This is a genomic window from Streptomyces sp. NPDC002669 (genome assembly GCF_042889165.1).
Taxonomy (GTDB): Bacteria; Actinomycetota; Actinomycetes; order Streptomycetales; family Streptomycetaceae; genus Streptomyces.
This window is the reverse complement of the sequence record NZ_JBIAQQ010000025.1, coordinates 79,181-101,992: the sequence shown is the minus strand read 5'-3', so window position 1 is coordinate 101,992 and position 22,812 is coordinate 79,181. Positions and strand designations below refer to the sequence as shown.

The 22,812-nt window shown below is 72.6% G+C and carries 19 protein-coding genes; 15 read left to right on the top strand and 4 right to left on the bottom strand.

Translation table 11 applies throughout. From position 1 onward, the window contains the following. Positions 1-9 precede the first annotated feature (9 nt). Complete coding sequence (locus ACFYW1_RS30030; RefSeq protein ID WP_389000058.1) at positions 10-1,179, top strand: cysteine desulfurase family protein; 1,170 nt, start codon at positions 10-12, stop codon at positions 1,177-1,179. A 117-nt stretch (positions 1,180-1,296) separates the two neighbouring features. On the opposite strand, the gene ACFYW1_RS30025 is transcribed toward ACFYW1_RS30030, so the two are convergent. Further along, positions 1,297-1,977 (bottom strand): N-acetylmuramoyl-L-alanine amidase, encoded by a 681-nt coding sequence (locus tag ACFYW1_RS30025; RefSeq protein ID WP_389000146.1) that lies wholly within the window; start codon positions 1,975-1,977, stop codon positions 1,297-1,299. Positions 1,978-2,038: 61 nt separating this feature from the next. Between ACFYW1_RS30025 and mnmA the strand changes: the two genes are divergently transcribed. Next, positions 2,039-3,169, top strand: a complete 1,131-nt coding sequence (gene mnmA, locus ACFYW1_RS30020) for a tRNA 2-thiouridine(34) synthase MnmA (RefSeq protein WP_389000055.1) — start codon at positions 2,039-2,041, stop codon at positions 3,167-3,169. Positions 3,170-3,267: 98 nt separating this feature from the next. Here the strand turns inward: mnmA and ACFYW1_RS30015 are convergent, their stop codons facing one another. Both ACFYW1_RS30015 and ACFYW1_RS30010 read right to left on the bottom strand, forming a co-directional pair. Next, on the bottom strand, positions 3,268-4,068 hold the full coding sequence (locus ACFYW1_RS30015) for an alpha/beta fold hydrolase (protein ID WP_389000052.1): 801 nt from the start codon (positions 4,066-4,068) through the stop codon (positions 3,268-3,270). 95 nt (positions 4,069-4,163) lie between these two features. Then, positions 4,164-4,499 carry a DUF427 domain-containing protein gene (locus tag ACFYW1_RS30010; protein ID WP_389000050.1) on the bottom strand — a complete coding sequence of 112 codons (336 nt, stop codon included), beginning with the start codon at positions 4,497-4,499 and terminating at the stop codon, positions 4,164-4,166. Positions 4,500-4,575: 76 nt separating this feature from the next. Here ACFYW1_RS30010 and ACFYW1_RS30005 point away from each other — a divergent pair, with 76 nt between their 5' ends. The 10 genes from ACFYW1_RS30005 (at position 4,576) to ACFYW1_RS29960 (ending at position 16,875) form a co-directional block, all read left to right on the top strand. After that, positions 4,576-5,115: a TIGR00730 family Rossman fold protein gene (locus tag ACFYW1_RS30005; RefSeq protein WP_389000047.1), complete on the top strand. Its 540-nt coding sequence runs from the start codon at positions 4,576-4,578 to the stop codon at positions 5,113-5,115. 27 nt (positions 5,116-5,142) lie between these two features. Beyond that, the gene (locus ACFYW1_RS30000) at positions 5,143-5,832 is read left to right on the top strand and encodes an SDR family oxidoreductase (RefSeq protein ID WP_389000044.1); all 690 of its coding nucleotides are present in this window, start codon (positions 5,143-5,145) and stop codon (positions 5,830-5,832) included. Between the two features lie 49 nt (positions 5,833-5,881). Then, positions 5,882-6,907 carry a methionine synthase gene (locus ACFYW1_RS29995; protein WP_389000041.1) on the top strand — a complete coding sequence of 342 codons (1,026 nt, stop codon included), beginning with the start codon at positions 5,882-5,884 and terminating at the stop codon, positions 6,905-6,907. Positions 6,908-6,937: 30 nt separating this feature from the next. Beyond that, positions 6,938-9,148, top strand: a complete 2,211-nt coding sequence (ligA, locus tag ACFYW1_RS29990; RefSeq protein WP_389000038.1) for an NAD-dependent DNA ligase LigA — start codon at positions 6,938-6,940, stop codon at positions 9,146-9,148. Between the two features lie 301 nt (positions 9,149-9,449). Next, entirely contained in the window at positions 9,450-11,609 is a 2,160-nt protein-coding gene (locus tag ACFYW1_RS29985; protein WP_389000035.1) for a putative bifunctional diguanylate cyclase/phosphodiesterase, read from the top strand. Between the two features lie 325 nt (positions 11,610-11,934). Next, positions 11,935-12,231 carry an Asp-tRNA(Asn)/Glu-tRNA(Gln) amidotransferase subunit GatC gene (gene gatC / locus ACFYW1_RS29980; protein WP_015036350.1) on the top strand — a complete coding sequence of 99 codons (297 nt, stop codon included), beginning with the start codon at positions 11,935-11,937 and terminating at the stop codon, positions 12,229-12,231. Between the two features lie 5 nt (positions 12,232-12,236). Next, positions 12,237-13,739, top strand: a complete 1,503-nt coding sequence (gene gatA / locus ACFYW1_RS29975; protein WP_389000031.1) for an Asp-tRNA(Asn)/Glu-tRNA(Gln) amidotransferase subunit GatA — start codon at positions 12,237-12,239, stop codon at positions 13,737-13,739. After that, positions 13,736-13,975, top strand: coding sequence for a hypothetical protein (locus tag ACFYW1_RS29970; protein WP_389000028.1), 240 nt, complete (start codon positions 13,736-13,738; stop codon positions 13,973-13,975). The genes gatA and ACFYW1_RS29970 overlap by 4 nt, the downstream gene beginning before the upstream one ends. Positions 13,976-13,990: 15 nt before the next feature. After that, complete coding sequence (gene gatB / locus ACFYW1_RS29965) at positions 13,991-15,499, top strand: Asp-tRNA(Asn)/Glu-tRNA(Gln) amidotransferase subunit GatB (RefSeq protein WP_389000025.1); 1,509 nt, start codon at positions 13,991-13,993, stop codon at positions 15,497-15,499. Between the two features lie 155 nt (positions 15,500-15,654). Beyond that, positions 15,655-16,875 carry an SLC13 family permease gene (locus ACFYW1_RS29960; protein WP_389000143.1) on the top strand — a complete coding sequence of 407 codons (1,221 nt, stop codon included), beginning with the start codon at positions 15,655-15,657 and terminating at the stop codon, positions 16,873-16,875. A 75-nt stretch (positions 16,876-16,950) separates the two neighbouring features. Here the strand turns inward: ACFYW1_RS29960 and ACFYW1_RS29955 are convergent, their stop codons facing one another. Then, positions 16,951-18,894 carry a protein kinase gene (locus tag ACFYW1_RS29955; protein ID WP_389000022.1) on the bottom strand — a complete coding sequence of 648 codons (1,944 nt, stop codon included), beginning with the start codon at positions 18,892-18,894 and terminating at the stop codon, positions 16,951-16,953. 234 nt (positions 18,895-19,128) lie between these two features. On the opposite strand from ACFYW1_RS29955, the gene ACFYW1_RS29950 reads away from it, so the two are divergent. The 3 genes from ACFYW1_RS29950 to ACFYW1_RS29940 all read left to right on the top strand — a co-directional run bounded on the left by ACFYW1_RS29950 (position 19,129) and on the right by ACFYW1_RS29940 (position 22,800). Further along, positions 19,129-21,255: a phosphocholine-specific phospholipase C gene (locus ACFYW1_RS29950; RefSeq protein WP_389000019.1), complete on the top strand. Its 2,127-nt coding sequence runs from the start codon at positions 19,129-19,131 to the stop codon at positions 21,253-21,255. An 88-nt stretch (positions 21,256-21,343) separates the two neighbouring features. Further along, positions 21,344-22,348: a hypothetical protein gene (locus ACFYW1_RS29945; RefSeq protein ID WP_389000016.1), complete on the top strand. Its 1,005-nt coding sequence runs from the start codon at positions 21,344-21,346 to the stop codon at positions 22,346-22,348. Beyond that, positions 22,306-22,800 carry a hypothetical protein gene (locus ACFYW1_RS29940; protein ID WP_389000013.1) on the top strand — a complete coding sequence of 165 codons (495 nt, stop codon included), beginning with the start codon at positions 22,306-22,308 and terminating at the stop codon, positions 22,798-22,800. Before ACFYW1_RS29945 ends, ACFYW1_RS29940 begins: the two co-directional genes overlap by 43 nt. Positions 22,801-22,812 lie beyond the last annotated feature (12 nt).

The following is a 22,812-nucleotide window of genomic DNA, read 5'->3' as shown; positions in this document are numbered from 1 at the left end:
GAGCCCACCATGGCTTACCTCGACCACGCCGCGACCACGCCGATGCTTCCGGAAGCGATCGAGGCGATGACCGCCCAGCTCGCCGTCACCGGTAACGCGTCCTCACTGCACGCCGCCGGGCGCCGGGCCCGCCGTACCGTCGAGGAGTCGAGAGAGACCCTCGCCGACGCCCTCGGCGCACGCCCCAGCGAGGTGGTCTTCACCTCCGGCGGGACCGAGGCGGACAACCTCGCGGTGAAGGGCCTGTACTGGGCCCGCCGCGACGCCGACCCCCGCCGCACGCGCGTCCTGGCCAGCCCGGTCGAGCACCACGCGGTGCTGGACGCCGTCGACTGGCTCGCCGAGCACGAGGGCGCGAACGTCGAGTACCTCCCCGTAGATCCGTACGGGCGCGTCCACCCCGACGTGCTGCGCGAGGCGATCCTCAAGGACCCCCACGACATCGCGCTGATCACCGTGATGTGGGCCAACAACGAGATCGGCACCATCATGCCGGTGCGCGAACTGGCCGCTGTGGCCCGCGAGTTCGACGTGCCGATGCATGCCGACGCGGTGCAGGCGTTCGGGCAGCTGGAAGTCGACTTCGCCCGGTCCGGGCTGGCCGCGATGACGGTCAGCGGGCACAAGATCGGCGGCCCGTCCGGCATCGGCGCGCTGCTGCTGGGCCGCGAGTACACCCCCGTGCCCGTGCTCCACGGCGGCGGCCAGGAGCGGCACGTCCGCTCGGGCACCCTGGACGTGCCGGCCATCGCCTCCTTCGCCCTCGCGGGACGGCTCGCCGCCGACGGGCGCGAGGAGTTCGCCCGGGAGATCGGCGGACTCCGCGACGAGCTGGTCGCCGCGGTGCGGGCGGCCGTGCCCGACGCCGTCCTCGGCGGCGACCCGGACCCCGGCGGCCGACTGCCCGCCAACGCGCACTTCAGCTTCCCCGGCTGCGAGGGCGACTCCCTGCTCCTGCTGCTGGACGCGCAGGGCATCGAGTGCTCCACGGGCTCGGCCTGCACCGCCGGCATCGCCCAGCCCAGTCATGTGCTGCTGGCCGCCGGAACCGACCCGGACCTGGCCCGGGGCACCCTGCGCTTCTCGCTCGGCCACACGTCGACCGAGCAGGACGTGGACGAGGTGGCCCGCGCGATCGGCCCGGCGGTGGAACGGGCCCGTACGGCCGGACTCAGCTGACCGCCGCGGCCACCGGGTGACACGTGCACCGGGCGGGTCGGGCGCCGGGCGAAACGTGTATCGGCCGGTGCGCGGGACGTGGGCGGTCCGGGCCGTCCGTACCTCCCGGACCGCCGGTCAGGCGGTCCGGGCCGCCCGGACCAGCTTCAGGTAGCGGTTCCAGTCCCAGTGCTTCCCCGGGTCGGTGTGGTCCGTGCCCGGCACCTCCACGTGCCCGACGATGTGCTCCCGGTCCACCGGTATCCCGTACCGGTCGCAGATCGCGGCCGTCAGGCGCGCCGACGCCCCGTACATCGCCGCCGTGAAGTCCTGCGGGCGGTCCACGAAGCCCTCGTGCTCGATGCCGACGCTGCGTTCGTTGAACGATCTGTTCCCCGCGTGGAACGCCACGTCCAGCTCGCGGATCATCTGCGCCACATGGCCGTCCTTGCGGACCACGTAGTGCGCAGCGGCCCCGTGCCCCGGATCCTGGAAGACCTTCACCGCGCTCCGGTAGCTGCCCTGGGTGACATGGATGACGACCCGGTCGATCGTGTAGTCGTCGGGACGGTCGGCCCGCCGCCAGTTCGACGGGGAGGCAGATATCCACTCGGCGCGGGCGTAGTCCACCTCGCCGGGCTTGCGGGGCTTCTCGATCCCGGGCAGCCGCCACCAGGCGCGCTTCAGCTCGTCCCGCGCCAGCACGGCCGTGCCCACGGCCGTGGCGGCGGCGCCGATCAGCAGCCCGCGCCGGCCGATGCCGCGCCCGGCCCCCGCCTTCGCGGACCCCTCGGCGCCCGACGTCCCCTTGCTTCCCATGTGATCCACAACGCTCATCCATGAGCGTCGAGTTCCCCGGGCCCCGTACCCTGGTGGAGCTATGACTCAGACTTCCCAGCGCCCCCTCCGCGTGCTCGCCGCCATGTCGGGCGGTGTCGACTCCGCCGTCGCCGCCGCCCGCGCCGCCGAGGCGGGCCACGACGTGACCGGGGTGCACCTCGCCCTCTCCGCGAATCCGCAGTCCTTCCGCACCGGCGCGCGCGGCTGCTGCACGATCGAGGACTCCCGCGACGCGCGCCGCGCGGCGGACGTCATCGGCATCCCGTTCTACGTCTGGGACCTGGCGGAACGGTTCCGCGAGGACGTCGTGGAGGACTTCGTCGCCGAGTACGAGGCGGGGCGCACCCCCAACCCGTGTCTGCGCTGCAACGAGAAGATCAAGTTCGCGGCGCTGCTCGACAAGGCCCTCGCGCTCGGCTTCGACGCCGTGTGCACCGGTCACTACGCCACCGTCGTGCTGAACGAGGACGGCAGCCGCGAGCTGCACCGTGCCTCCGACATGGCCAAGGACCAGTCGTACGTGCTCGGGGTCCTGGACGAGAAGCAGCTCGCCCACGCGATGTTCCCGCTCGGCGACACCCTCACCACCAAGGACGAGATCCGGGCCGAGGCCGAGCGGCGCGGGCTCGCCGTCGCCAAGAAGCCCGACAGCCACGACATCTGCTTCATCGCCGACGGCGACACCCAGGGCTTCCTCGCGAGCCGGCTCGGCACGGCCGAGGGCGACATCGTCGACGAGTCGGGCGCGAAGGTCGGCACCCACGAGGGCGCCTTCGGCTTCACCATCGGCCAGCGCAAGGGCCTGCGCATCGGCCACCCCGCCCCCGACGGCAAGCCGCGCTACGTCCTGGACATCTCCCCGGTGAACAACACGGTGACGGTCGGCCCGGTCGAGGCCCTCGACGTCACCGCCCTCACCGCGATCCGGCCCCGCTGGTGCGGTACCGCCCCGTCCGGCCCCGGCACGTACACCGCCCAGCTCCGCGCCCACGGCGGCGAGAGCGAGGTCACGGCGGAACTCGTCGACGGCACCCTGCACGTCGCCTTCGCCGAACCGGTCCGCGGCGTGGCCCCCGGCCAGGCGGTCGTCCTGTACGACGGCACCCGCGTCGTCGGCTCGGCGACGATCGCCACGACGGCCCGGCGGCAGACCGCGGCGACGTCCGGCTGATCCCGCCGGCCGCCGCCCGCCCGACCCCGTACAGCCGTTCCCCGCGCGGTCGCGCCCGACCCCCGTACGGGCGGGACCGCGCGGGGCGGGTCGTGGGCTCAGGACGCCTGGCGGGCGTACACGTCCCGGCCGAAGAACTCCGCCAGGACCGGGGCCATCGCCTGCGGCGCCAGCTCACGGGTCTGGCCCGTCAGGGTGCGGTGGCGGGACCGGGGGAGCGCGTCCGCCAGGGCGCGGGTGGACATCCGGGCCGAGGCGGTGCTGGCGCCGCCGCAGACGACCAGGGTGCGCGCCGTGACGGAGGCGAGGCGCTCGGCCGGGATCGAGCCGTCGCCGAGCAGCGCGTCGTCGTACGCCAGGGTGTGCGCCATCGACACCAGGCCGCTCCACAGCGGGGCGCGCCGCATCCGGGCGATCATGTCGGCCGGTACGCCGGTCACGGCCAGGAACAGCTCGACGGCCCCGGCGCGGTCCCCGGAGGACAGCAGCCGGTGCAGCCGGGAGGTGCAGCACGCCTTGTACTGGAGGCCCGAGGCACCCGGCGTGTACGGCGGCTCGTACACCGCCAGCAGATCGACGGGGAGCCCGGCCGCGTGCGCCTCCAGGGCCAGCGCCCCGCCCGCGCCCACGCCGAACACCGAGGCCCGGCCGCCCGCCGCGGTGACGACGGCGGCCAGGTCCTCGATCTCGCGTTCCACCGCGTACGGCCCGCTGTCACCGCTGGCGCCGCGTCCGCGCCTGTCGTAGGTCACGACGTGGAAGCGGGGCGCGAGGAGGCGTGCCAGCGGAGCCTCGGTCTCCGCCGTGCCCAGGGCCCCGCCCACCAGGACCACCGGCGGCCCTTCGCCCCGCCGCCGGTACGCGATCATGGTGCCGTCGCGGGAGAGAATCTTGTCCATGCGAGGGTGGACCGCCCGCCCCGGAAAAACTCATCGGTCCGGCCGAAGTTTTTTTGGAAATCTTCGATTGCCCAGGTCAGGGCCTTGTCTGAGGATCAGTCGGCAACGGTCTCGGTGTCGTAGAAGCAGAAGTGGTCCTTGATGGCGGCGACTTCGTCCTTCGGCTCCGGGTAGGCCCAGACGAGATCCGCCGCCCCCGGCAGCGACCAGTAGGAGGCGTCCCCCTTGAACGGGCAGTGGGTACGGGTCCCCGAAGGGGACAGGAGGTCCGTGCGGACGTCCTCGGGCGGCAGGTAGTAGCGAACCGGACAGCCCGTCTCGCGCAGCACGAGCGGACGGCGGCTCTCGGCGAGTACGTGCCCGTCGCGGACCACACGTACGTGTGCGGTGCCGGGCTCGACCGTGATGCGGTGTCCTGATGCGGAAGCCATATGGGGTTCAGCCACGCTGTCGGCCGGTTTCTTCCCCGGCGCCGGAGATGCCGGCGGCGCCCCTTACGGTGGCTGCATGAAGATCTGTGTTTTCCTCTCCGCCGCCGACCTCGACGACCGCTACACCCGGCCCGCCCGCGAATTCGCCGAACTGCTCGGCAAGGGCGGGCACACCCTGGTCTGGGGAGGGTCGGAGAGCGGGCTGATGAAGGTCGTCGCCGACGGGGTGCAGGAGTCGGGCGGACGGCTGGTGGGGGTCTCGGTCGACTTCCTGGCCGCGAAGGCACGGACCAACGCGGACGAGATGGTGATCGCGCGCGACCTCGCCGAGCGCAAGGCACTGCTCCTGGAGAAGGCCGACGCGATCGTGATCATGGTGGGCGGCACCGGGACGCTCGACGAGGCGACCGAGATCCTGGAGCTGAAGAAGCACAGCAAGCACGACAAGCCGGTGGTCCTGCTCAACACGGCGGGCTTCTACGACGGGCTGCGCCAGCAGTTCCAGCGCATGGAGGACGAGGGCTTCCTGCCGGTCCCGCTCACCGACCTGGTGTTCTTCGCGAAGGACGGCGTGGGCGCCCTGGCCTACCTGGAGGAGTGGTCCGGCCTGCAGTGACACGGCGGCGGGTGAGAACATGAGGCAATGCCCACTCATGTCATCACCGGCGCCGGTTCCGGTATCGGCGCGGCCGTCGCCCGCCGCCTCCTGGAACGCGGCGACGAGACCGTGCTGCTGGCCCGGGACGCGGCCCGCGCCAAGGAACTGGCCGCGCTCCACCCCGGGGCCCGCACGCTCGTCGGAGACCTCTCCAACCCGGACCGCCTGTCCTGGGCCTTCGCCCAGCAGGCGATGCCGGAGCGGATCGACTCGCTGCTGCACGTCGCGGGGGTCGTGGAACTCGGCAGGGTCGGCGACCTCACCCCCAAGGCGTGGCACTTCCAGCTCAACACCAACCTGGTCGCGCCCGCCGAGCTGACCCGCCTCTTCCTGCCCCAACTGCGCGTCTCCCAGGGGCACGTGCTCTTCGTGAACTCCGGCGCGGGCCTCGCGGCGCACGCCGAGTGGAGCGCGTACGCCGCGAGCAAGCACGGCCTGAAGGCGCTCGCCGACTCGCTGCGCCACGAGGAGCACGCGAACGGTGTCCGGGTGACCTCCGTCTACCCCGGACGCACCGCGAGCCCCATGCAGGCCAAGGTCCACCAGCAGGAGGGCAAGGAGTACGACGCCTCCCGCTGGATCGACCCGGAGTCGGTGGCCACCACCATCCTGATGGCCATCGACCTGCCGCGCGACGCCGAGGTCAACGACCTGACGGTGCGCCCCGGCCGCTGACCGCCCCGCGGGCCCGCCGGGGACATGGGGCAGCACTTAGGCTTCCCGTGTGAGCGAGAAGAACGACTTCAGGGGTTGCCCGGCCACCGGGATCGGATCCATGCCCGGGGGAGACGCGCGGGAGGCGGCGAAGACCGTCACCGGCTCCTTCGCGGGCGGCGAGGGTTTGCCGTACCTGGCGGAACTGCCCGCCCGCGGCCCCGGCGCGGACATGATCGGGCGGACCGTCGGGCTGCTCGTCGAGCTGTACGGCCACGTCGAGCCCAGCGGCTGGCGGATCGGCGACCGTCCCGGCCGCGACACCCGCCGCGCCAGGTCCTGGCTCGGCGAGGACCTGGACGCGCTGGAGGAGTTCACCCAGGGGTACGAGGGGCCGCTCAAGGTCCAGGTCGTCGGCCCCTGGACGCTGGCCGCCGCGCTGGAACGCCGGGGCGGCGAGGCCGTCCTCGGCGACCCCGGCGCCTGCCGCGACCTGGCGGCCTCGCTGACGGAGGGGCTGCGCGCCCACCTCGCCGAGGTACGGCGCAGGGTGCCCGGCGCCCGGGTGATCCTCCAGCTCGACGAACCGTCGCTGACCGCCGTGCTGCGCGGACAGATCAAAACGGCGAGCGGCTACCGCACCCACCGGGCCGTGGACCGCCAGGTCGTGGAGGGCACGCTGCGCGACGTCCTGGCGGCGGCCGGGGACGGGGCGACGCTCGTCCACACCTGCGCCCCCGGCGTACCGTTCGCGCTGCTGCGCCGGGCCGGGGCCGGCGGCATCTCGTTCGACCTCACGCTGCTCACCGAGCGTGAGGAGGACGCGATCGGCGAAGCCGTCGAGGGCGGCACCCGGCTCTTCCTCGGGGTGGTGCCGGGCACGGACCCGGCCTCGGGCGGATTGTCGGACCCGGGCGGTAGCGTCATGGGTGTCAGGACGCTGTGGCGCAGGCTGGGGCTGAATCCGGGGACTCTGTCGGAGTCCGTGGCCATCACCCCGTCGTGCGGGCTCGCGGGTGCGTCGCCCGCGTACGCGCGCGCCGTGCTCGCCCACTGCGTCCGGGCCGCGAGATCCCTCGCGGACAACCCTGAGTAACGGGGCATCGGGCAACGGGAGGACGAGACGATGGCCGGCGAACAGCAGACGGCGGTGCCCGCAGGGGCCCAGGAGCAGCACGCACTCCTCGCCGAGCAGATCGAGGAGCACCGCTTCCGGTACTACGTGAAGGACCAGCCGGTCGTCAGCGACGCCGAGTTCGACCGGCTGATGCGCGAGCTGGAGGCGCTGGAGGACACGTACCCCCAGCTGCGCACGCCGGATTCGCCGACCCAGAAGGTCGCCGGGCCGTACCGGACGGAATTCACCTCCGTCGAGCACCGCGAGCGGATGCTCTCGTTGGACAACGCCTTCGACGACGCGGAACTGGCCGCCTGGGGCGAGCGGATCGCGAAGGAGGTCGGCACGGCCGACCACCACTTCCTGTGCGAGCTGAAGGTGGACGGCCTGGCGGTCAACCTCACCTACGAGCACGGCCTGCTGACCCGGGCCGCGACCCGGGGCGACGGCCGCACCGGCGAGGACATCACCCCCAACGTCCGCACGATCGCCGAGATCCCGCACCGGCTGAAGGGCGACCGGATCCCGGAACTGGTCGAGATCCGCGGCGAGGTCTTCTTCCCGATGGCGGCCTTCGACGGACTCAACACCCGGCTCATCGAGGCGGGCGACAAACCCTTCGCCAACCCGCGCAACGCGGCGGCCGGTTCACTGCGCCAGAAGGACCCGAAGGTCACCGCCACCCGCCCGCTGCACATGGTGGTGCACGGCATCGGCGCCCGCGAGGGCTTCGACATCGACTGCCTCTCGCACGCCTACGAGCTGCTGCACGAATGGGGCCTGCCCACCGCCCGGCACAACAAGGTGGTGGACTCCCTCGACGGGGTGCGGGAGTTCATCGCGTACTTCGGCGAGAACCGCCACTCCGTGGAGCACGAGATCGACGGCGTCGTCGTCAAGCTCGACGAGATTCCGCTCCAGGGCCGGCTCGGCTCCACCTCGCGCGCCCCGCGCTGGGCGATCGCCTGGAAGTACGCCCCCGAGGAGGTCAACACCAAGCTGGTCAACATCCGGGTGGGCGTCGGCCGGACCGGCCGGGTCACGCCGTACGCGCAGGTCGAGCCGGTGGAAGTGGCGGGCTCCGAGGTCGAGTTCGCCACCCTGCACAACCAGAACGTGGTGAAGGCGAAGGGCGTCCTCATCGGGGACACGGTGGTGATCCGCAAGGCGGGCGACGTGATCCCGGAGATCCTCGGCCCGGTCGTCGACCTGCGCGACGGCACCGAGCGGGCCTTCGTGATGCCGACGCACTGCCCCGAGTGCGGTACGGGGCTGAAGCCCATGAAGGAGGCCGACATCGACCTCCGCTGCCCCAACGCCCGTTCCTGCCCCGCCCAGTTGCGCGAGCGGGTCGCCTACCTCGCGGGCCGCAAGAGCCTCGACATCGACCACTTCGGCTACGTGGTGGCCGCCGCCCTGACCAAGCCGCTCGAACCCGACGAGCCGCCGCTGCGCGACGAGGGCGATCTGTTCGGGCTGACGATCGAGGAGCTGCTGCCGATCCGCGCCTATGTCCTGGACCAGGACAGCGGGCTGCCCAAGCGCGACCCGAAGACCGGTGAGGAGAAGACCGCCCGGGTCTTCGCCAACCAGCAGGGCGAGCCGAAGAAGAACGCCGTCGCCATGCTCGCCGCCATCGCCGCGGCCAAGGACGCCCCGCTGGCCCGGATCCTCACCGGCCTCTCCATCCGCCACGTGGGCCCGGTCGCCGCCGCGGAGCTGGCCCGTCAGTTCCGTTCCATCGACCGGATCGACGAGGCGACCGAGCAGGAGCTGGCCGAGGCCGACGGGGTCGGGGGCATCATCGCCGCATCGGTGAAGCAGTGGTTCGCCGAGGACTGGCACCGGGAGATCCTCCGCAAGTGGCGCGAGGCCGGGGTCCGGATGGCGGACGAGGAGCCGGGGGAGGACGCGGGGCCGGGCCCGCTCGACGGGCTCACCGTCGTCGTCACCGGCACGCTGGACGGGCACACCAGGGATGGCGCGAAAGAGGCGCTCCAGAAGCTGGGTGCCAAGGTGACGGGGTCCGTGTCGAAGAAGACCGCCTTCGTGGTCGTCGGCGACAACCCCGGCTCGAAATACGACAAAGCGATGCAGCTGAAGGTGCCGGTGCTGGACGAGGGCGGTTTCGCCGTCCTCCTCGAACAGGGGCCGGACGCGGCGCGCGAGGCGGCGGTACGGCCCGAGGAGCCGGCCGGGGAACCGGCGGAGGCCGGATAGGCCGGGCGGGGAGGAGGGCGGACCGGATGGACGGAAGGGTGGGTAAGGGGTGTCCCGCAATGAAACGGGACAAGCAGGGCGACCTGGGGGCGGGTTCACCCGATCGGCGCATACCAGATGTTGACGGATGGTCGGTTCGCATTCGGGCAACAGCGTCCGAGCGCTGCCCGTAGCGGCCCTTCCCGGCCTACTGTTGAGATGTACACCTGTCGTGTCCGGCCGCGGGGTGGGAAACCGGGCAGCGCGGCATGGAGCGGAACCATCGGGTGACATCGGCACCGCCGGCTGTGAGAGGGACGGAATGAAACCGACCGAGAGCGCCGCAACGGTGTCGCGGCTGCAAGGTTTCGTCGGCCTCACTCCGAAAGTGGGGGCCGTGTTCGTGGTGATCGCCGTCGCCCAGCTCGCGACCGGTTTCTACCGGACCGTGAGCGAGGGGCACGCGCTCTTCCCCGACGGCGAGCCCGGCTGGGCGCTCGCCGTCCTGACCGGAATCATCGTCGGCCACCTGGTCGCGCTCGGACGCGACCGCTGGTGGGGAGGGACCGGCTCCGGCGCCTCGCTCACCCTGGCCGTGCTGCTGCTCTACGGCTGGGTGCCCGCCGGACTGGTCAGCCTGGTCGTCGTCGTCCTGGTGGGCGTCGCCCGCAGACACCGTTGGTGGCAGGGGCTGCTGCACGGCGCCGTCGACATCCTCGGCATCGGCGCGGCGGCCCTGGTGCTCGCCGCGTTCGGCGAGGTGCAGACCGTCGAGTCGCCCTGGCAGCCACTCGACTGGGGCATCGCCGCGGTCCCGGAAGTCCTCCTGGCCGCCTCCACCTACCTCCTGGTGACCCGGGTCCTGCTGTGGTACGCGAGGACCCCCCAGGGCGGCGGGCTGCCGACCATCGCCCGCAGCACCCTGCTGCGCCAGGGACTCGTCGCCCTCGCCCTGCTCGGCATCGCGCCGCTGATCTGCGTCGTCGCGATGGCCACGCCCCTGCTCCTGCCGCTCTTCGCGGTCCCGCTGATCGCCCTGGATTCCGCGCTCTGGATCGCCCGGGCACGGGCCGAGGAACAACTGCGCGACCCGCTGACCGGACTGCCCAACCGGCAGTGGCTGCTGGAACGCACCTGGACGGCCCTGGAGGACGCCGAGTCCACCGGCACCAGATCCGCCCTCGTCCTGATCGACCTCGACCGTTTCCGTGCCGTCAACGACACTCTCGGCCATCTGGCGGGGGACCGGCTGCTGCTCCAGATAGCCGAACGGCTGAGACTCGCGCTGCCCCGGGGGGCGGAGGCCGCCCGGCTCGGCGGCGACGAGTTCGCCGTGCTCCTGCCGACGGCGGACTCCACCACCAGTGCCCAGCGGGTCGCCCGCCACCTGGTCGCCGAGCTGTCCTCCCCCCTGGACCTGGACGGCCTGACCCTGGTGCTGGAGGCCAGCGCCGGGGTGGCGGTCTACCCGGAGCACGCCCTGGACGCCGAGGGGCTGCTCAGGCGCGCGGACGTGGCGATGTACCAGGCCAAGCGCGACCGCACGGGCGTCGAGGTGTACGAGTCCAAGCGGGACAGCAACACCCCCGACCGGCTCGGACTCCTGGGCGACCTGCGCCGGGCGCTGGACGCGGGCGAGGTCGAACTGCACTACCAGCCGAAGGTCCGCTTCGACGGCCAGGTGGCCGGCCTGGAGGCGCTGGTGCGCTGGGTGCACCCGGAGCGCGGCCGGGTCCCCCCGGACGAATTCATCGCCATCGCCGAGTCGTCCGGACTGATGCCGCACCTCACGGAGTACGTCCTGGAGACGGCGCTGGCCCAGGTCGCCCGGTGGCGGGCGCAGGGCCTGTTCGTCCCGGTCGCGGTCAACGTCTCCCCGCGCGACGTCCACACCCCCGGTTTCGCGGGCGGCGTCGCGGCCCGGCTCGCCCGGCACGGCGTCCCGGCCGGCGCACTGCAACTGGAGATAACGGAGCACGTGCTGCTGGAGGACCCGCAGCGCGCCGCCGACACGCTCGCCGGACTGACCGGACACGGTGTGAAGATGTCCCTCGACGACTTCGGCACCGGCTACTCCTCGCTGGTCCACCTGCGGCGGCTGCCGGTCAGCGAGCTGAAGATCGACCGGTCGTTCGTGGCCCGGCTGGCCGTCGACAACGAGGACGCCGAGATCGTCCGCTGCACCATCGACCTGGCCCACTCGCTGGGCCTGCTGGTCGTCGCGGAGGGCGTCGAGGACGACGAGACCTGGGAGCGGCTGCGGGACCTGCGCTGCGACGCGGTGCAGGGGTGGCTGGTCGCCGCGGCGATGCCGCCCCAGGAGACGACGGCCTGGCTCCGGGCGCGGGGCGAGCACGGCTGGCGCCGCCCCGCCGAGCTGGCCGCAGCGGCCGCGGCCGCTGCCGCGGCCGCCAGTACGCCCCCGGAACTGGAACAGCGGCCCTCCGGCCGGGCGATCGACTCACGCCCCGCCACGACCTGAACCCGTGCCCCGTCCCGCCCCGCGGGACGGGGCGCCGCACGGTGGGGAAAACCGGGTTCGGGCGAGGTGTTCCCCCGGGTGGCGGGAGAGGCGGCGGGCTACCCCATAGGATTGGGGGTCGGCGGCACATTTCCACCTGCCGCGCGACGCCTGGCACGCACGCTCGCCGTGTTGCCGAATCGTCCACGTGGCTCCGCCACGAGGACGCTCCGGCGCCTTGCGATCGCACGCACCGGACGCCGCGCGGCCCGTCCTCCGGACGGACGGCGGAAATGTGCCGCCGGCCCCCGGCCAAAACCACACACCAACCCCTGAGGATCGCTGCATGCCTGGCATCACGCGCGAGGAGGTCGCCCACCTCGCCCGGCTGGCGCGTCTGGAGCTGAAGGGCGAAGAGCTCGATCACTTCGCCGGTCAGCTCGACGACATCATCGGCGCGGTCGCCCGCGTCTCCGAGGTCGCCGACCAAGACGTACCGCCGACCTCCCACCCGCTGCCGCTGACCAACGTCATGCGCGCGGACGAGGTCCGTCCGTCGCTCACCCCCGAGCAGGCGCTCTCCGGCGCCCCGGCCCAGGAGCAGCAGCGTTTCAAGGTGCCGCAGATCCTGGGGGAGGACTAACAGCCATGACGGACCACAGCACCATCATCAAGCTCACCGCCGCCGAGATCGCCGCGAGGATCGCCTCCGGCGAGCTGACGGCCGTCCAGGTCACCGAGGCCCACCTGGCCCGGATCGACGCGGTCGACGAGAAGGTCCACGCCTTCCTGCACGTCGACCGCGAGGGCGCCCTCGCGCAGGCCCGCGCCGTCGACGCGAAGAAGGCCGCCGGCGAGAAGCTCGGCCCGCTGGCCGGCGTCCCGCTCGCGCTGAAGGACATCTTCACCACGAAGGACATGCCGACCACCGTCGGCTCCAAGATCCTCGAGGGCTGGGTCCCGCCGTACGACGCGACCCTCACCCGGAAGCTGAAGGCCGCCGACGTCGTCATCCTCGGCAAGACCAACATGGACGAGTTCGCCATGGGGTCCTCCACCGAGAACAGCGCCTACGGCCCGACCGGCAACCCGTGGGACCTCACCCGCATCCCCGGCGGCTCCGGCGGCGGCTCCTCGGCCGCCCTGGCGTCGTACGAGGCCCCGCTCGCCATCGGCACGGACACTGGCGGCTCCATCCGCCAGCCCGCCGCCGTCACCGGCACCGTCGGCGTCAAGCCCACCTACGGCGGCGTCTCCCGCTACGGCATGGTGGCGTTCTCCAGCTCCCTGGACCAGGGCGGCCCCTGCGCCCGTACCGTCCTGGACGCGGCCCTGCTGCACGAGGCGATCGCCGGACACGACCCGATGGACTCCACGTCCATCGACGCCCCGGTCCCGCCGGTCGTCGAGGCCGCCCGCAACGGCAGCGTCGAGGGCATGCGCGTCGGCGTCGTCAAGCAGTTCGCCGGCGAGGGCTACCAGGCCGGTGTCGTCCAGCGCTTCAACGAGTCGGTCGAGCTGCTGAAGTCGCTCGGCGCCACGATCGTCGAGCTGGACTGCCCGTCCTTCGACCTGGCGCTGTCGGCGTACTACCTGATCGCGCCGTCCGAGTGCTCCTCCAACCTGGCCCGCTTCGACGCCATGCGCTACGGCCTGCGGGTCGGCGACGACGGCACGAAGTCCGCCGAGGAGGTCACCGCGCTCACCCGCGAGGCCGGCTTCGGCGACGAGGTCAAGCGCCGCGTCATCCTCGGTACGTACGCCCTCAGCTCCGGCTACTACGACGCGTACTACGGCTCCGCGCAGAAGGTCCGCACCCTCATCACCCAGGAGTTCGAGAGGGCCTTCGAGCAGGTGGACGTCATCGTCTCCCCGACGACGCCCACCACCGCCTTCCCGATCGGCGAGCGCGCCGACGACCCGATGGCGATGTACCTCGCGGACCTGTGCACCATCCCGACCAACCTTGCGGGCAACGCCGCCATGTCGCTGCCCTGCGGCCTGGCGCCCGAGGACGGCCTGCCGGTCGGGCTGCAGATCATCGCCCCCGCCATGAAGGACGACCGGCTGTACAAGGTCGGAGCCGCCGTCGAGGCCGCCTTCGTGGAAAAGTGGGGACATCCGCTGCTGGAGGAGGCTCCGTCACTGTGAGTGCACTGACCAAGGCCAAGGGCTTCAAGAAGTCCAAGACCGGTACGTACCTGTCCATCGGCACCACCGCCTTCGGGGCGGTCAGCGTGCTCAAGCAGGCCAAGAAGGCGCGGTCCGAGCACGACACGCTCCGACTGATCGACGCCGTTGTCTCCGCCGCCGCCATCGCCACGGGTGTCGCCCTGCTGCTGCGCGAGCTCAAGCGCATCGGCGATGACGACGTACTGCTGGGCTGAGAGGGAAGTTTCACCGTGACTGTCACCGACCTGGTGTCGTACGAGGACGCGCTCGCGTCCTACGACCCCGTCATGGGCCTGGAGGTCCATGTCGAGCTCGGCACCAAGACCAAGATGTTCTGCGGCTGCTCCACCGAGCTCAAGCAGGACGCCAACTCCCAGACCTGCCCGGTCTGCCTCGGCCTGCCCGGCGCCCTCCCGGTCGTCAACGAGATCGGCGTCGAGTCCGCCATCAAGATCGGTCTCGCGCTGAACTGCGAGATCGCCGAGTGGTGCCGCTTCGCCCGGAAGAACTACTTCTATCCGGACATGCCGAAGAACTTCCAGACCTCCCAGTACGACGAGCCCATCGCCTTCAACGGTTACCTGGACGTCCAGCTGGAGGACGGCGAGATCTTCCGCGTGGAGATCGAGCGCGCCCACATGGAGGAGGACACCGGCAAGTCGACCCACGTCGGCGGTGCCACCGGCCGTATCCACGGAGCGTCCCACTCCCTGCTCGACTACAACCGCGCGGGCATCCCGCTCATCGAGATCGTCACCAAGCCGATCGAGGGCGCGGGCGCCCGGGCACCCGAGGTCGCCAAGGCGTACGTCGCCGAGCTCCGCGAGCTCATCAAGGCGCTCGGTGTCTCCGAGGCCCGGATGGAGATGGGCCAGATGCGCTGCGACGTCAACCTGTCGCTGCGGCCCAACGGCACCGAGACGTTCGGCACCCGCTCCGAGACGAAGAACGTGAACTCGCTGCGTTCCGTCGAGCGCGCCGCCCGCTTCGAGATCCAGCGCCACGCCGCGGTGCTGTCCTCCGGCGGCACGATCGTGCAGGAGACCCGGCACTTCCACGAGGAGGACGGCTCCACCACGGCCGGCCGCATCAAGGACAACGCCGAGGACTACCGCTACTTCCCCGAGCCCGACCTGGTGCCGGTCGCCCCGGCCCGTGAATGGGTCGAGGAGCTCCGCAAGGGGCTGCCCGAGCTGCCCCGGCTGCGCCGGGCGCGGCTCAAGGAGGAGTGGGGCGTCTCCGAGCACGACATGCAGTCCATCCTCAACGCCGGCGCGGTCGACCTGATCGTCGCCACGACCGACGCGGGCGCCCCCTCGGACCAGGCCCGCAAGTGGTGGATGGGCGAGCTGGCCCGCAACGCCAACGAGACCGGCCGCGGCCTCGACGAGCTGCCCATCACCCCGGCGCAGGTCGCCAGGGTGGCCGAGCTCGTCGCCTCGGGCGACCTCAACGACAAGCTGGCCCGCCAGGTCATCGAGGGCGTCCTCGCGGGCGAGGGCGACCCGGACGCCGTCGTCGAGAAGCGCGGCCTGAAGGTCGTCTCCGACGAGGGCGCGCTGTCCACGGCCGTGGACGAGGCCATCGCCGCCAACGCGGCCATCGCGGACAAGATCCGCGGCGGCAAGGTCGCGGCGGCGGGCGCGCTCGTCGGCGCGGTCATGAAGGCCACCCGCGGTCAGGCGGACGCGGCCCGCGTGCGCGAGCTGATCCTGGAGAAGCTCGGCGTCGAGGGCTGATCCGCCCGCGCCCCGGCCGTCCCGTACGGCCGGGGAAGCCGTGAGCCACGTCCCCGGAGGGGCGGTGCCCGCCGATCACCGGTGCACCGCCCCTTCATCCGGGTCCGGAGAGTCCACTGAACACCGTCCTGACCGAAACCGTCTCCGTCGCCCTCCTGCTCGGCGTGCTGGTCTTCGCCGTGCTGCGCCCGAGGGGGCTGCCGGAGGCGGCCGCCGCCGTACCCGCCGCCGTGCTGGTCGTCGTGGCCGGGGCGGTTCCGTGGTCGGAGGCCCGCGCCCAGGTGGACAGCCTGCTCCCGGTCGTCGGGTTCCTCGCGGCGATCCTGGTGCTGGCGCAGCTCTGCGCGGACGAGGGGCTGTTCACGGCCGCCGGCGACCTGGTCGCACGCGCCTGCCGGGGGCGGACCGGCCCCCTGCTCGGCGGGGTCTTCCTCGTCGCCTCCGCGATCACCGCCGTGCTCAGCCTGGACGCGACCGTCGTCCTGCTGACCCCGGTCGTCCTCGCCACCGCCGCCCGCGTGGGCGCCCGGCCCCGCCCGTACGTCTACGCCTGCGCGCACCTCGCCAACTCGGCGTCCCTGCTGCTGCCGGTCTCCAACCTCACGAACCTGCTGGCATTCACCGCGAGCGGCCTCTCCTTCACCCGGTTCGCCGCGCTGATGACCCTGCCGTGGCTGGTCGCGATCGCCGTCGAGTACGCCGTCTTCCGCCGGTTCTTCGCCGCCGACCTGGCCGCGGGGGCGCGCCCGCCGGAACCGGAGGAGGCCCGCCCGGCCGTCCCGGTCTTCACCCTGGTCGTCCTCGCCCTCACCCTGGGCGGATTCGTCGTCACCTCGTTCGCGGGCGCCGAACCGCTGTGGGCGGCGCTGGTGGGCGCCGGGGTGCTGGCGGTCCGCGCCCTGACCAGGCGCGACACCACCGTCAAGGGAATCGTCCGCTCCGCCCACCCGCTGTTCTGCCTGTTCGTCCTCGCGCTGGGCGTCGTGGTCCGGGCGGTGGTGGACAACGGGCTGGGCGCCGGGATCGACGCGTTCCTGCCGGACGGCTCCTCGCTGCCCGAACTGCTGGCGGTGGCCGCGGTGGCGGCCGTCCTCGCCAACCTGATCAACAACCTGCCCGCGATTCTGGCCCTGCTCCCGGTCGTCGCGGCGGCGGGGCCCGGACCACTGCTCGCCGCCCTGATCGGCGTGAACATCGGCCCGAACCTCACCTACGTCGGCTCGCTCGCCACCCTGCTCTGGCGCCGCATCCTGCACGCCCACGGCACCCCGCCCGAGCTCGGTGAATTCACCCGGCTCGGGCTGCTGACCGTACCGGTGACCCTGGGCGCGTCGACGGTGGCGCTGTGGGGCGCGCTGCAACTGATCGGCGTGTGAGCCCCCCCGGCGGGCCGGGGGCACCTCCCGGGGAACGTGGTCACCGCTTGAGGAGCGGGGCCACCTTGAGCGGGGTCACTTCTTGAGGAGCGGGGTGCCGAGTGCCAGGTGCGCGCCGTCACACGTCTCGTCGACGCTGATCCGCAGCCGCAGCCCGTTCTCGACCTTCAGGGACAGCTTCTGGGGCTTGCCCAGTTCGAGCGTGCCGACCCACAGGGTGGTGTCGTCCACCTTGATGGTCAGCCGCCCCGACTCGTAGTTCGAGTTGTCGTCGATGCCCGCGGTCAGGTCGAAGGTCCGCCAGGCCCGGCCGAGGTTGAACTCCATGTACGGCCCCTCGCCGCAGTCGGGCGTCCCCACGTAGGCGTCCGCGTACTGCTGGGCGTCGAGGGTGGCCGCGCCCACCTCGAACCCGGTGGGATCGACGATCGGGGTCAGCGTGGTCAGCGACACCTCCGAGGCGTCCTCGACGGTACCGGGCGTCGAGGTGCCCGCCGACGGGCTGTCGTCCCCACCGTCCCCGTCGTCCCCGCCGTCCGTGCCCCCGGAGTCCGCGGCCGGTTCCCCGGTGTCGGCCTTCGGCGGTTCGGGGGTCCGGGACGACGAACCGGCGGTTCCGCCCGCCCGGCCGCCGCTGTCGTCGTCACGCATGAGCGCCCACGCCCCGCCCGCACCGAGCGCGGCGGCGACCAGCACGGCCGCCACCGCCAGCGCGACGGCCGGACGCTTCCGCTTCCGTTCCGGCGAGGAGGCGGGCGCGGACGCGGGCAGGGGGACGTCCGCGGTCGGCGGGGCCACCGGTGCGGTGTGCGGCCGGTCCCGTTCCCCGTCCGCCGGTCCCTGTTCCGGCGCCGTCCCCGGGCCGGGGTTCACGGTGGCGGGCGTCGGCACGCCCGGATCGGCGGAGGCGGTGACCGGCGGCGGGAAACCGGGCGCCGTGCCCTCGCCGAGGACCGCGGCCGGTGTGCCGGGAGGGGGCAGCAGCGGTGGCGGCGGTACGGGCATTGCGCCCGGAGTCCCCGACGCCCCCGGGCCCGCGCCCGGCACCTCGTCCCGGGACGCCGTGCCGGAGGCGTCCGCGCCCGGCACCGCGTCGCGGACCGGGGCCGCCCCGGAACCGGTGACCGTGGTCGACACCACTGCCGAACGCACGTCCTTCACCCACGCCGACAGGTTCTCCGGCCGCCGGTCCGGCTCGGCCGCGCAGATCTGCAGGAGCCGCTCCACCCGGTCCGGGGCCGCGGCCGCCACCTGGGGGAGCGCGGCCAGCGCGGCCCGCAGCTGCTCCGGGGTGCTCGGCGGGGCCTGGCCGCTCAGCAGGAAGTAGGCGATCGCGCCGAACGCGTACCGGTCGGTGCCCGGGGTCCGCTTGCCCTCGAACACCTCCGGCGCCGCGTACCCCGGGGTGAACCAGACCTCCGCCGTGCGGTGGTCGGCCGTCAGCTTGCTCAGCCCGAAGTCGACCAGCGTGGCCTGCCCGTGCACGTCGACCATCACGTTCCCCGGGGACAGGTCGCCGTGCACGACGGTCCGGCCGGAGGGCGTCGCCCGCCCCGAGTGCAGCCAGTCCAGCACGTCGGCGAGCTGCTCCAGCGTCCGCAGCACCTCGCGCCGCTCGGCGTGGCCGGCCAGGGTGCGCTCCTCGCGCCAGTCGCGCAGGTCGAGGCCCTCCACGTGGTTCATGACCAGCACGAGCGAACGCCCGGCCGCGGCCGATGCCTCGCCGGGCCCGTGGATCGGCGGCCCCTCGAAGTGCTCGCGCACGCCCACCACACCGGGACGGTTCACGAACCGCAGCAGCTCCGCCTGCTCCCGCCACTTCGTGCTGAGCCGCTGGAACTGCTCGACGGTGATCGTGGTCTTCGAGTCCATGACCTTCACGACCACGGTCTCCGGCGCCCCGTCGAGCTCGATCTCGGCGCGGTACAGAACCGCCTCGCCGCCCCGCCCGATGGAATTGAGCAGGCGGTATCTGTCCGGTGCGGAATCCGGCCCGATGTGATGCGACGCACTGTTCAACTGGTCCCCCAACACAAGTAATTGACGGTGCATAAGACTGCCGCGCGAGCGGGGGCCGGTCAACGCCCGACCGGCGGCGGACGGGTACGGGAACGGCGGCGGGCGAGGGGCGGCCGCGGTTGGACTTCCCGGTCGACCTGTTGGACGTTCACCACGGAGCCGTACGAAATCCTTCCCCGCGCCACCCGGCCCGGTTAGCTTCCCGGCTGAACGACAGGACTCGGGAGGCCCATCTTGACCACGGACATTTCACGGCGCCGGCTCTTCGCGCTCGGCGGCGGCGCACTCGGTGCCGCGGCGGCGGGGTCGCTGCTCCCGCCGTCGCTGCAGGCCGCGATCGCCGCGCAGCCGGCACCCACGGCGGGGTCCGGCGGCCGGGGCGGGCTCGGAGCCATCAAGCACGTGGTGATCCTGATGCAGGAGAACCGTTCCTTCGACCATTACTTCGGAATGCTCCGGGGCGTACGGGGCTTCGGCGACCGCAACGCCGTCGAGCTGCCGTCCGGCCGGCCGGTCTTCGAGCAGCCCGCCCCGCTGGGCGGTTCCGTGCTGCCGTTCCCGGTACGGGACGCCGCCGAGGCCCAGAAGAAGGACCTCCAGTACATCGGTGCCCTCGACCACTCCTGGAGCGGCGGCGGCAAGGCGTGGGCCGGGGGGTGGATGAACAACTGGGTGAGCGCGAAGACGGCCGCCACCATGGCGTACTACGACCGCCGGGACATCCCGCTGCACTACGAGCTGGCCGACACCTTCACGGTCTGCGACGCCTACCACTCCTCCATCCACACCTCGACCAGCCCCAACCGCAACCACCTGTGGAGCGGGAGGACCGGCAACGAGCCGAACGGCAAGCGGGCCGTCGGCAACGACGCGTACGACGAGGGCACGCACCCCGGGTACGACTGGGGCACCTACGCGGAGCGGCTGGAGAAGGCCGGGCGCAGCTGGCGCACGTACACCGAGTGGGAGAACTTCACCGACAACCAGATCGAGTTCTTCGCCACCTTCAAGGCGGTCGCCCGCAAGGCGCTGGCGAGGACCGGCGGCCACACGTACATGGAGTCGTTCTACGCCGCGATACGCGACGCCGACGACGCGGAGCGGCAGCGGCTGTTCGGACTGCTGGAGGAGGGCGTCGCCACCCTGGACAAGACCGAGCGCAGCCTCTTCGAGCGGGCGCTGCGCCGGGTGGAGACCGGGAAGCTGGCCGAGGAGTTCGCCAAGGACGTGGCGGCCGGCACCCTGCCCGAGGTCTCGTACCTGGTGCCGTCGGCCGTCGACTCCGAGCACCCGAGCGTGTCCTCGCCGGTCCACAGCGCGACGATCGTCTACAAGGTGCTGGACGCGCTGGGCAAGCACCCCGAGGTGTGGCGGCACACCGCCGTGCTCATCAACTACGACGAGAACGACGGCTTCTTCGACCACGTGCCGCCGCCGGTCGCGCCGCCCGAGGTGGCCGAGGAGCGCTGGGAGGGCAAGCCCACCGGTCTCGGGATCCGGGTGCCGCTGCTGGTCGTGTCGCCGTGGACGGTGGGCGGCTACGTCTGCTCCGAGGTCTTCGACCACACCTCCGTGATCCGCTTCCTGGAGCGCTGGACCGGGGTGGCGGAGCCCAACATCAGCCAGTGGCGGCGCACCGTCACCGGCGATCTGACCTCCGCGTTCGACTTCGAGCGCGGGCGGCGCAGGCCCGACGTGGAGCCGCCGGCCGCCATTCCGCCGTTCAGCGGGCGCTGGTCGCCGAAGCCGCCGGCCGTGCAGCAGGTGCCGGTGCAGGAGCCCGGCACCCGCCCGGCCCGCCCGCTGCCGTACCAGCCGGACGCGCAGGCGAGGCTGGTGGACGGCGCGGTACGGGTGGACCTCAGCAACACGGGCCGCTCGTCCGCCCACTTCGCGCTGTACCCGTACGCGGGCGAGTTCCCCGTGCCGCAGCACCGGGACGTGCGGGGCACGGACCGGTGGACGGTGCCGCTCCCCGGCGACGCGTACCGCTTCACGGTGACGGGGCCGAACGGCTTCCGGCGCGAGTTCGCCGGGCCCGCGAGGGGCGGCGCGTCGGCCGGGGCCGAGGTCGCCTCGCGGATCGACGCCCACGAGCGGGACCTGCACCTCACCCTGCGCAACACGGGCAGCACGGTGCTCACCTTCGTGGTGCGCCCCCTGGGGTACGTGGACGAGTCGGACCTGCGGGGCTGGTCCAGGACCGTCAAGGTCAAGCCGGGGCGCAGCCGTACCGTGGTGCACTCGGCGGCCGACGCGCACGGCTGGTACGACCTGGCCGTCACCGTCGAGGGGGACGACGCCTTCCGGCGCCGCCTGATGGGGCACATCGAGAACGGCCGGGCGAGCGTCTCGGGCTGACGGACCGCCCGGAAGTTCCCTCGTACGGAAGTTCGATGCCTGGCGGAACCGTCGCGGCGCGGCCCGCGTGTCCTCGATCATGACCGAAATGATCGAGAAATGGCTCGACGTCACGACGGGGTCCGCCCCCGAGGAGGCGGACCCCGTCGTCCTGGAGTGCGCCCGCCTGCTCGCCGCCGAACCGGACGGTGAGCAGGCGGTCCTGCTGACCTTCGGGCTGGTGGGCATGGCGCGGTACGTTCTCGAACGACGCGGCACGGCCGTCGAGCGGGCCGTGGTGGACGCGCTCGGCGCCGCCGCCGCGGCCCTGGACGAGCGGGGTCTTCGGGCCGGCGGGTGCGGGCACGAGCTCCATCCGTGCACCGAGAGCCTGGAGGAGTGGGACACGGACGCGGACGGGCTGTTCACCGCGCCGGACGTCGAGATTCCGCTCGATGAGTGGGACGAGGCCGAGATCTGCCCCCGCAACGCCGCGGGATGGGCGCGGACGGCAGCCGACGTGATCCTGCCGGGCAGCACGGACGGCATCCCCGGGATCGTCCCCGAAAGCCACCGGAGGTACATCCGCAGCCTGGGCAGCGTGCTCAACGACTATCCGAACGGTGATCCGCTCTGGGACCTGGAGATCCACGCCGTACCGCCCACCCGCCCCTCCCGGGCCGCTCTCGCCGGCTATGTCGTCGTCGCCCACGCGAGCTGCTGGTACGCGGGGTCGGGCCGGATCAGGCAGCGCTCGCTGCTCGACGACATGATCGAGGGCCTGGAGTCCGTACTGCCGCTGCTGCCGGACGGGGCCTGCGCGCACGGGGAGGGCGAGCACCCGGCACTGCGCTCCGGCAGCGAGGAGCAGGCCACCGAGGGCATCCACCTGCAGAGCCCCGGCGGCCGCACCCTCCTGCGCGAGGAACACGCGGGCGGATATACGGGGCCTCGCTGGAGGCGTGGACCTGCACCACCTTCCTGCGCGCCCTCGCCGTCGAGGCCCGTGACCATCTGCGCGAAGCGGTCGACAGGCTCTTCGGCACCCGGGAGACGGCGCACCTGGACCAGGTGTACCTGCGTCCCGACGGCCGGCTCGACATCGAGCCGCTGACCGAGCGGCACGTCCCGTTCAAGGACGGGACGGCCTCCGAGGAGGCGGCGCTCTGGGCGGCCCGGCGGTACGAGCGGCTCGGTCCGGACGGACCCGCGCCCGACCGGACCGTCCTGCTGCTCCTGATGGGCACGGCGGCCGATTCCCTGGACCTGTCGTACGGAATCGCCCGCGAGATCCTCGGCATCCTCCGCACCGCCGCCGCCACCCTGCCCGGCGGCGCGTGCGACCACGCGGACGGCCACGGGCGCGCCTCCGACCGCCTGGCCCACCTCGCGCACCTCTACGCCCCCGACACCTGCCCCGCCCCCGGCCCGGACTCCGGCCGGGGTCTCGGGAGCGAGGTGCTGACCTGCCCCGTCCACCTGGCGGAGGTCGTGACGAAGGGCATCGCGGAGATCGAGGAGCTGTTCGAGGAAGAACTGGAGGCGGAGGAGCAACGGGCGGGGTGAGGCGGCCGGAGG

Bases quoted from the DNA above. Each gene is read 5' to 3' on its own strand.
- ACFYW1_RS30030 (WP_389000058.1), top strand. From the start codon at position 10: ATGGCTTACCTCGACCACGCCGCGACCACGCCGATGCTTCCGGAAGCG.
- ACFYW1_RS30025 (WP_389000146.1), bottom strand. From the start codon at position 1,977: ATGGGAAGCAAGGGGACGTCGGGCGCCGAGGGGTCCGCGAAGGCGGGG.
- mnmA (WP_389000055.1), top strand. From the start codon at position 2,039: ATGACTCAGACTTCCCAGCGCCCCCTCCGCGTGCTCGCCGCCATGTCG.
- ACFYW1_RS30015 (WP_389000052.1), bottom strand. From the start codon at position 4,068: ATGGACAAGATTCTCTCCCGCGACGGCACCATGATCGCGTACCGGCGG.
- ACFYW1_RS30010 (WP_389000050.1), bottom strand. From the start codon at position 4,499: ATGGCTTCCGCATCAGGACACCGCATCACGGTCGAGCCCGGCACCGCA.
- ACFYW1_RS30005 (WP_389000047.1), top strand. From the start codon at position 4,576: ATGAAGATCTGTGTTTTCCTCTCCGCCGCCGACCTCGACGACCGCTAC.
- ACFYW1_RS30000 (WP_389000044.1), top strand. From the start codon at position 5,143: ATGCCCACTCATGTCATCACCGGCGCCGGTTCCGGTATCGGCGCGGCC.
- ligA (WP_389000038.1), top strand. From the start codon at position 6,938: ATGGCCGGCGAACAGCAGACGGCGGTGCCCGCAGGGGCCCAGGAGCAG.
- ACFYW1_RS29985 (WP_389000035.1), top strand. From the start codon at position 9,450: ATGAAACCGACCGAGAGCGCCGCAACGGTGTCGCGGCTGCAAGGTTTC.
- gatC (WP_015036350.1), top strand. From the start codon at position 11,935: ATGCCTGGCATCACGCGCGAGGAGGTCGCCCACCTCGCCCGGCTGGCG.
- gatA (WP_389000031.1), top strand. From the start codon at position 12,237: ATGACGGACCACAGCACCATCATCAAGCTCACCGCCGCCGAGATCGCC.
- ACFYW1_RS29945 (WP_389000016.1), top strand. From the start codon at position 21,344: ATGATCGAGAAATGGCTCGACGTCACGACGGGGTCCGCCCCCGAGGAG.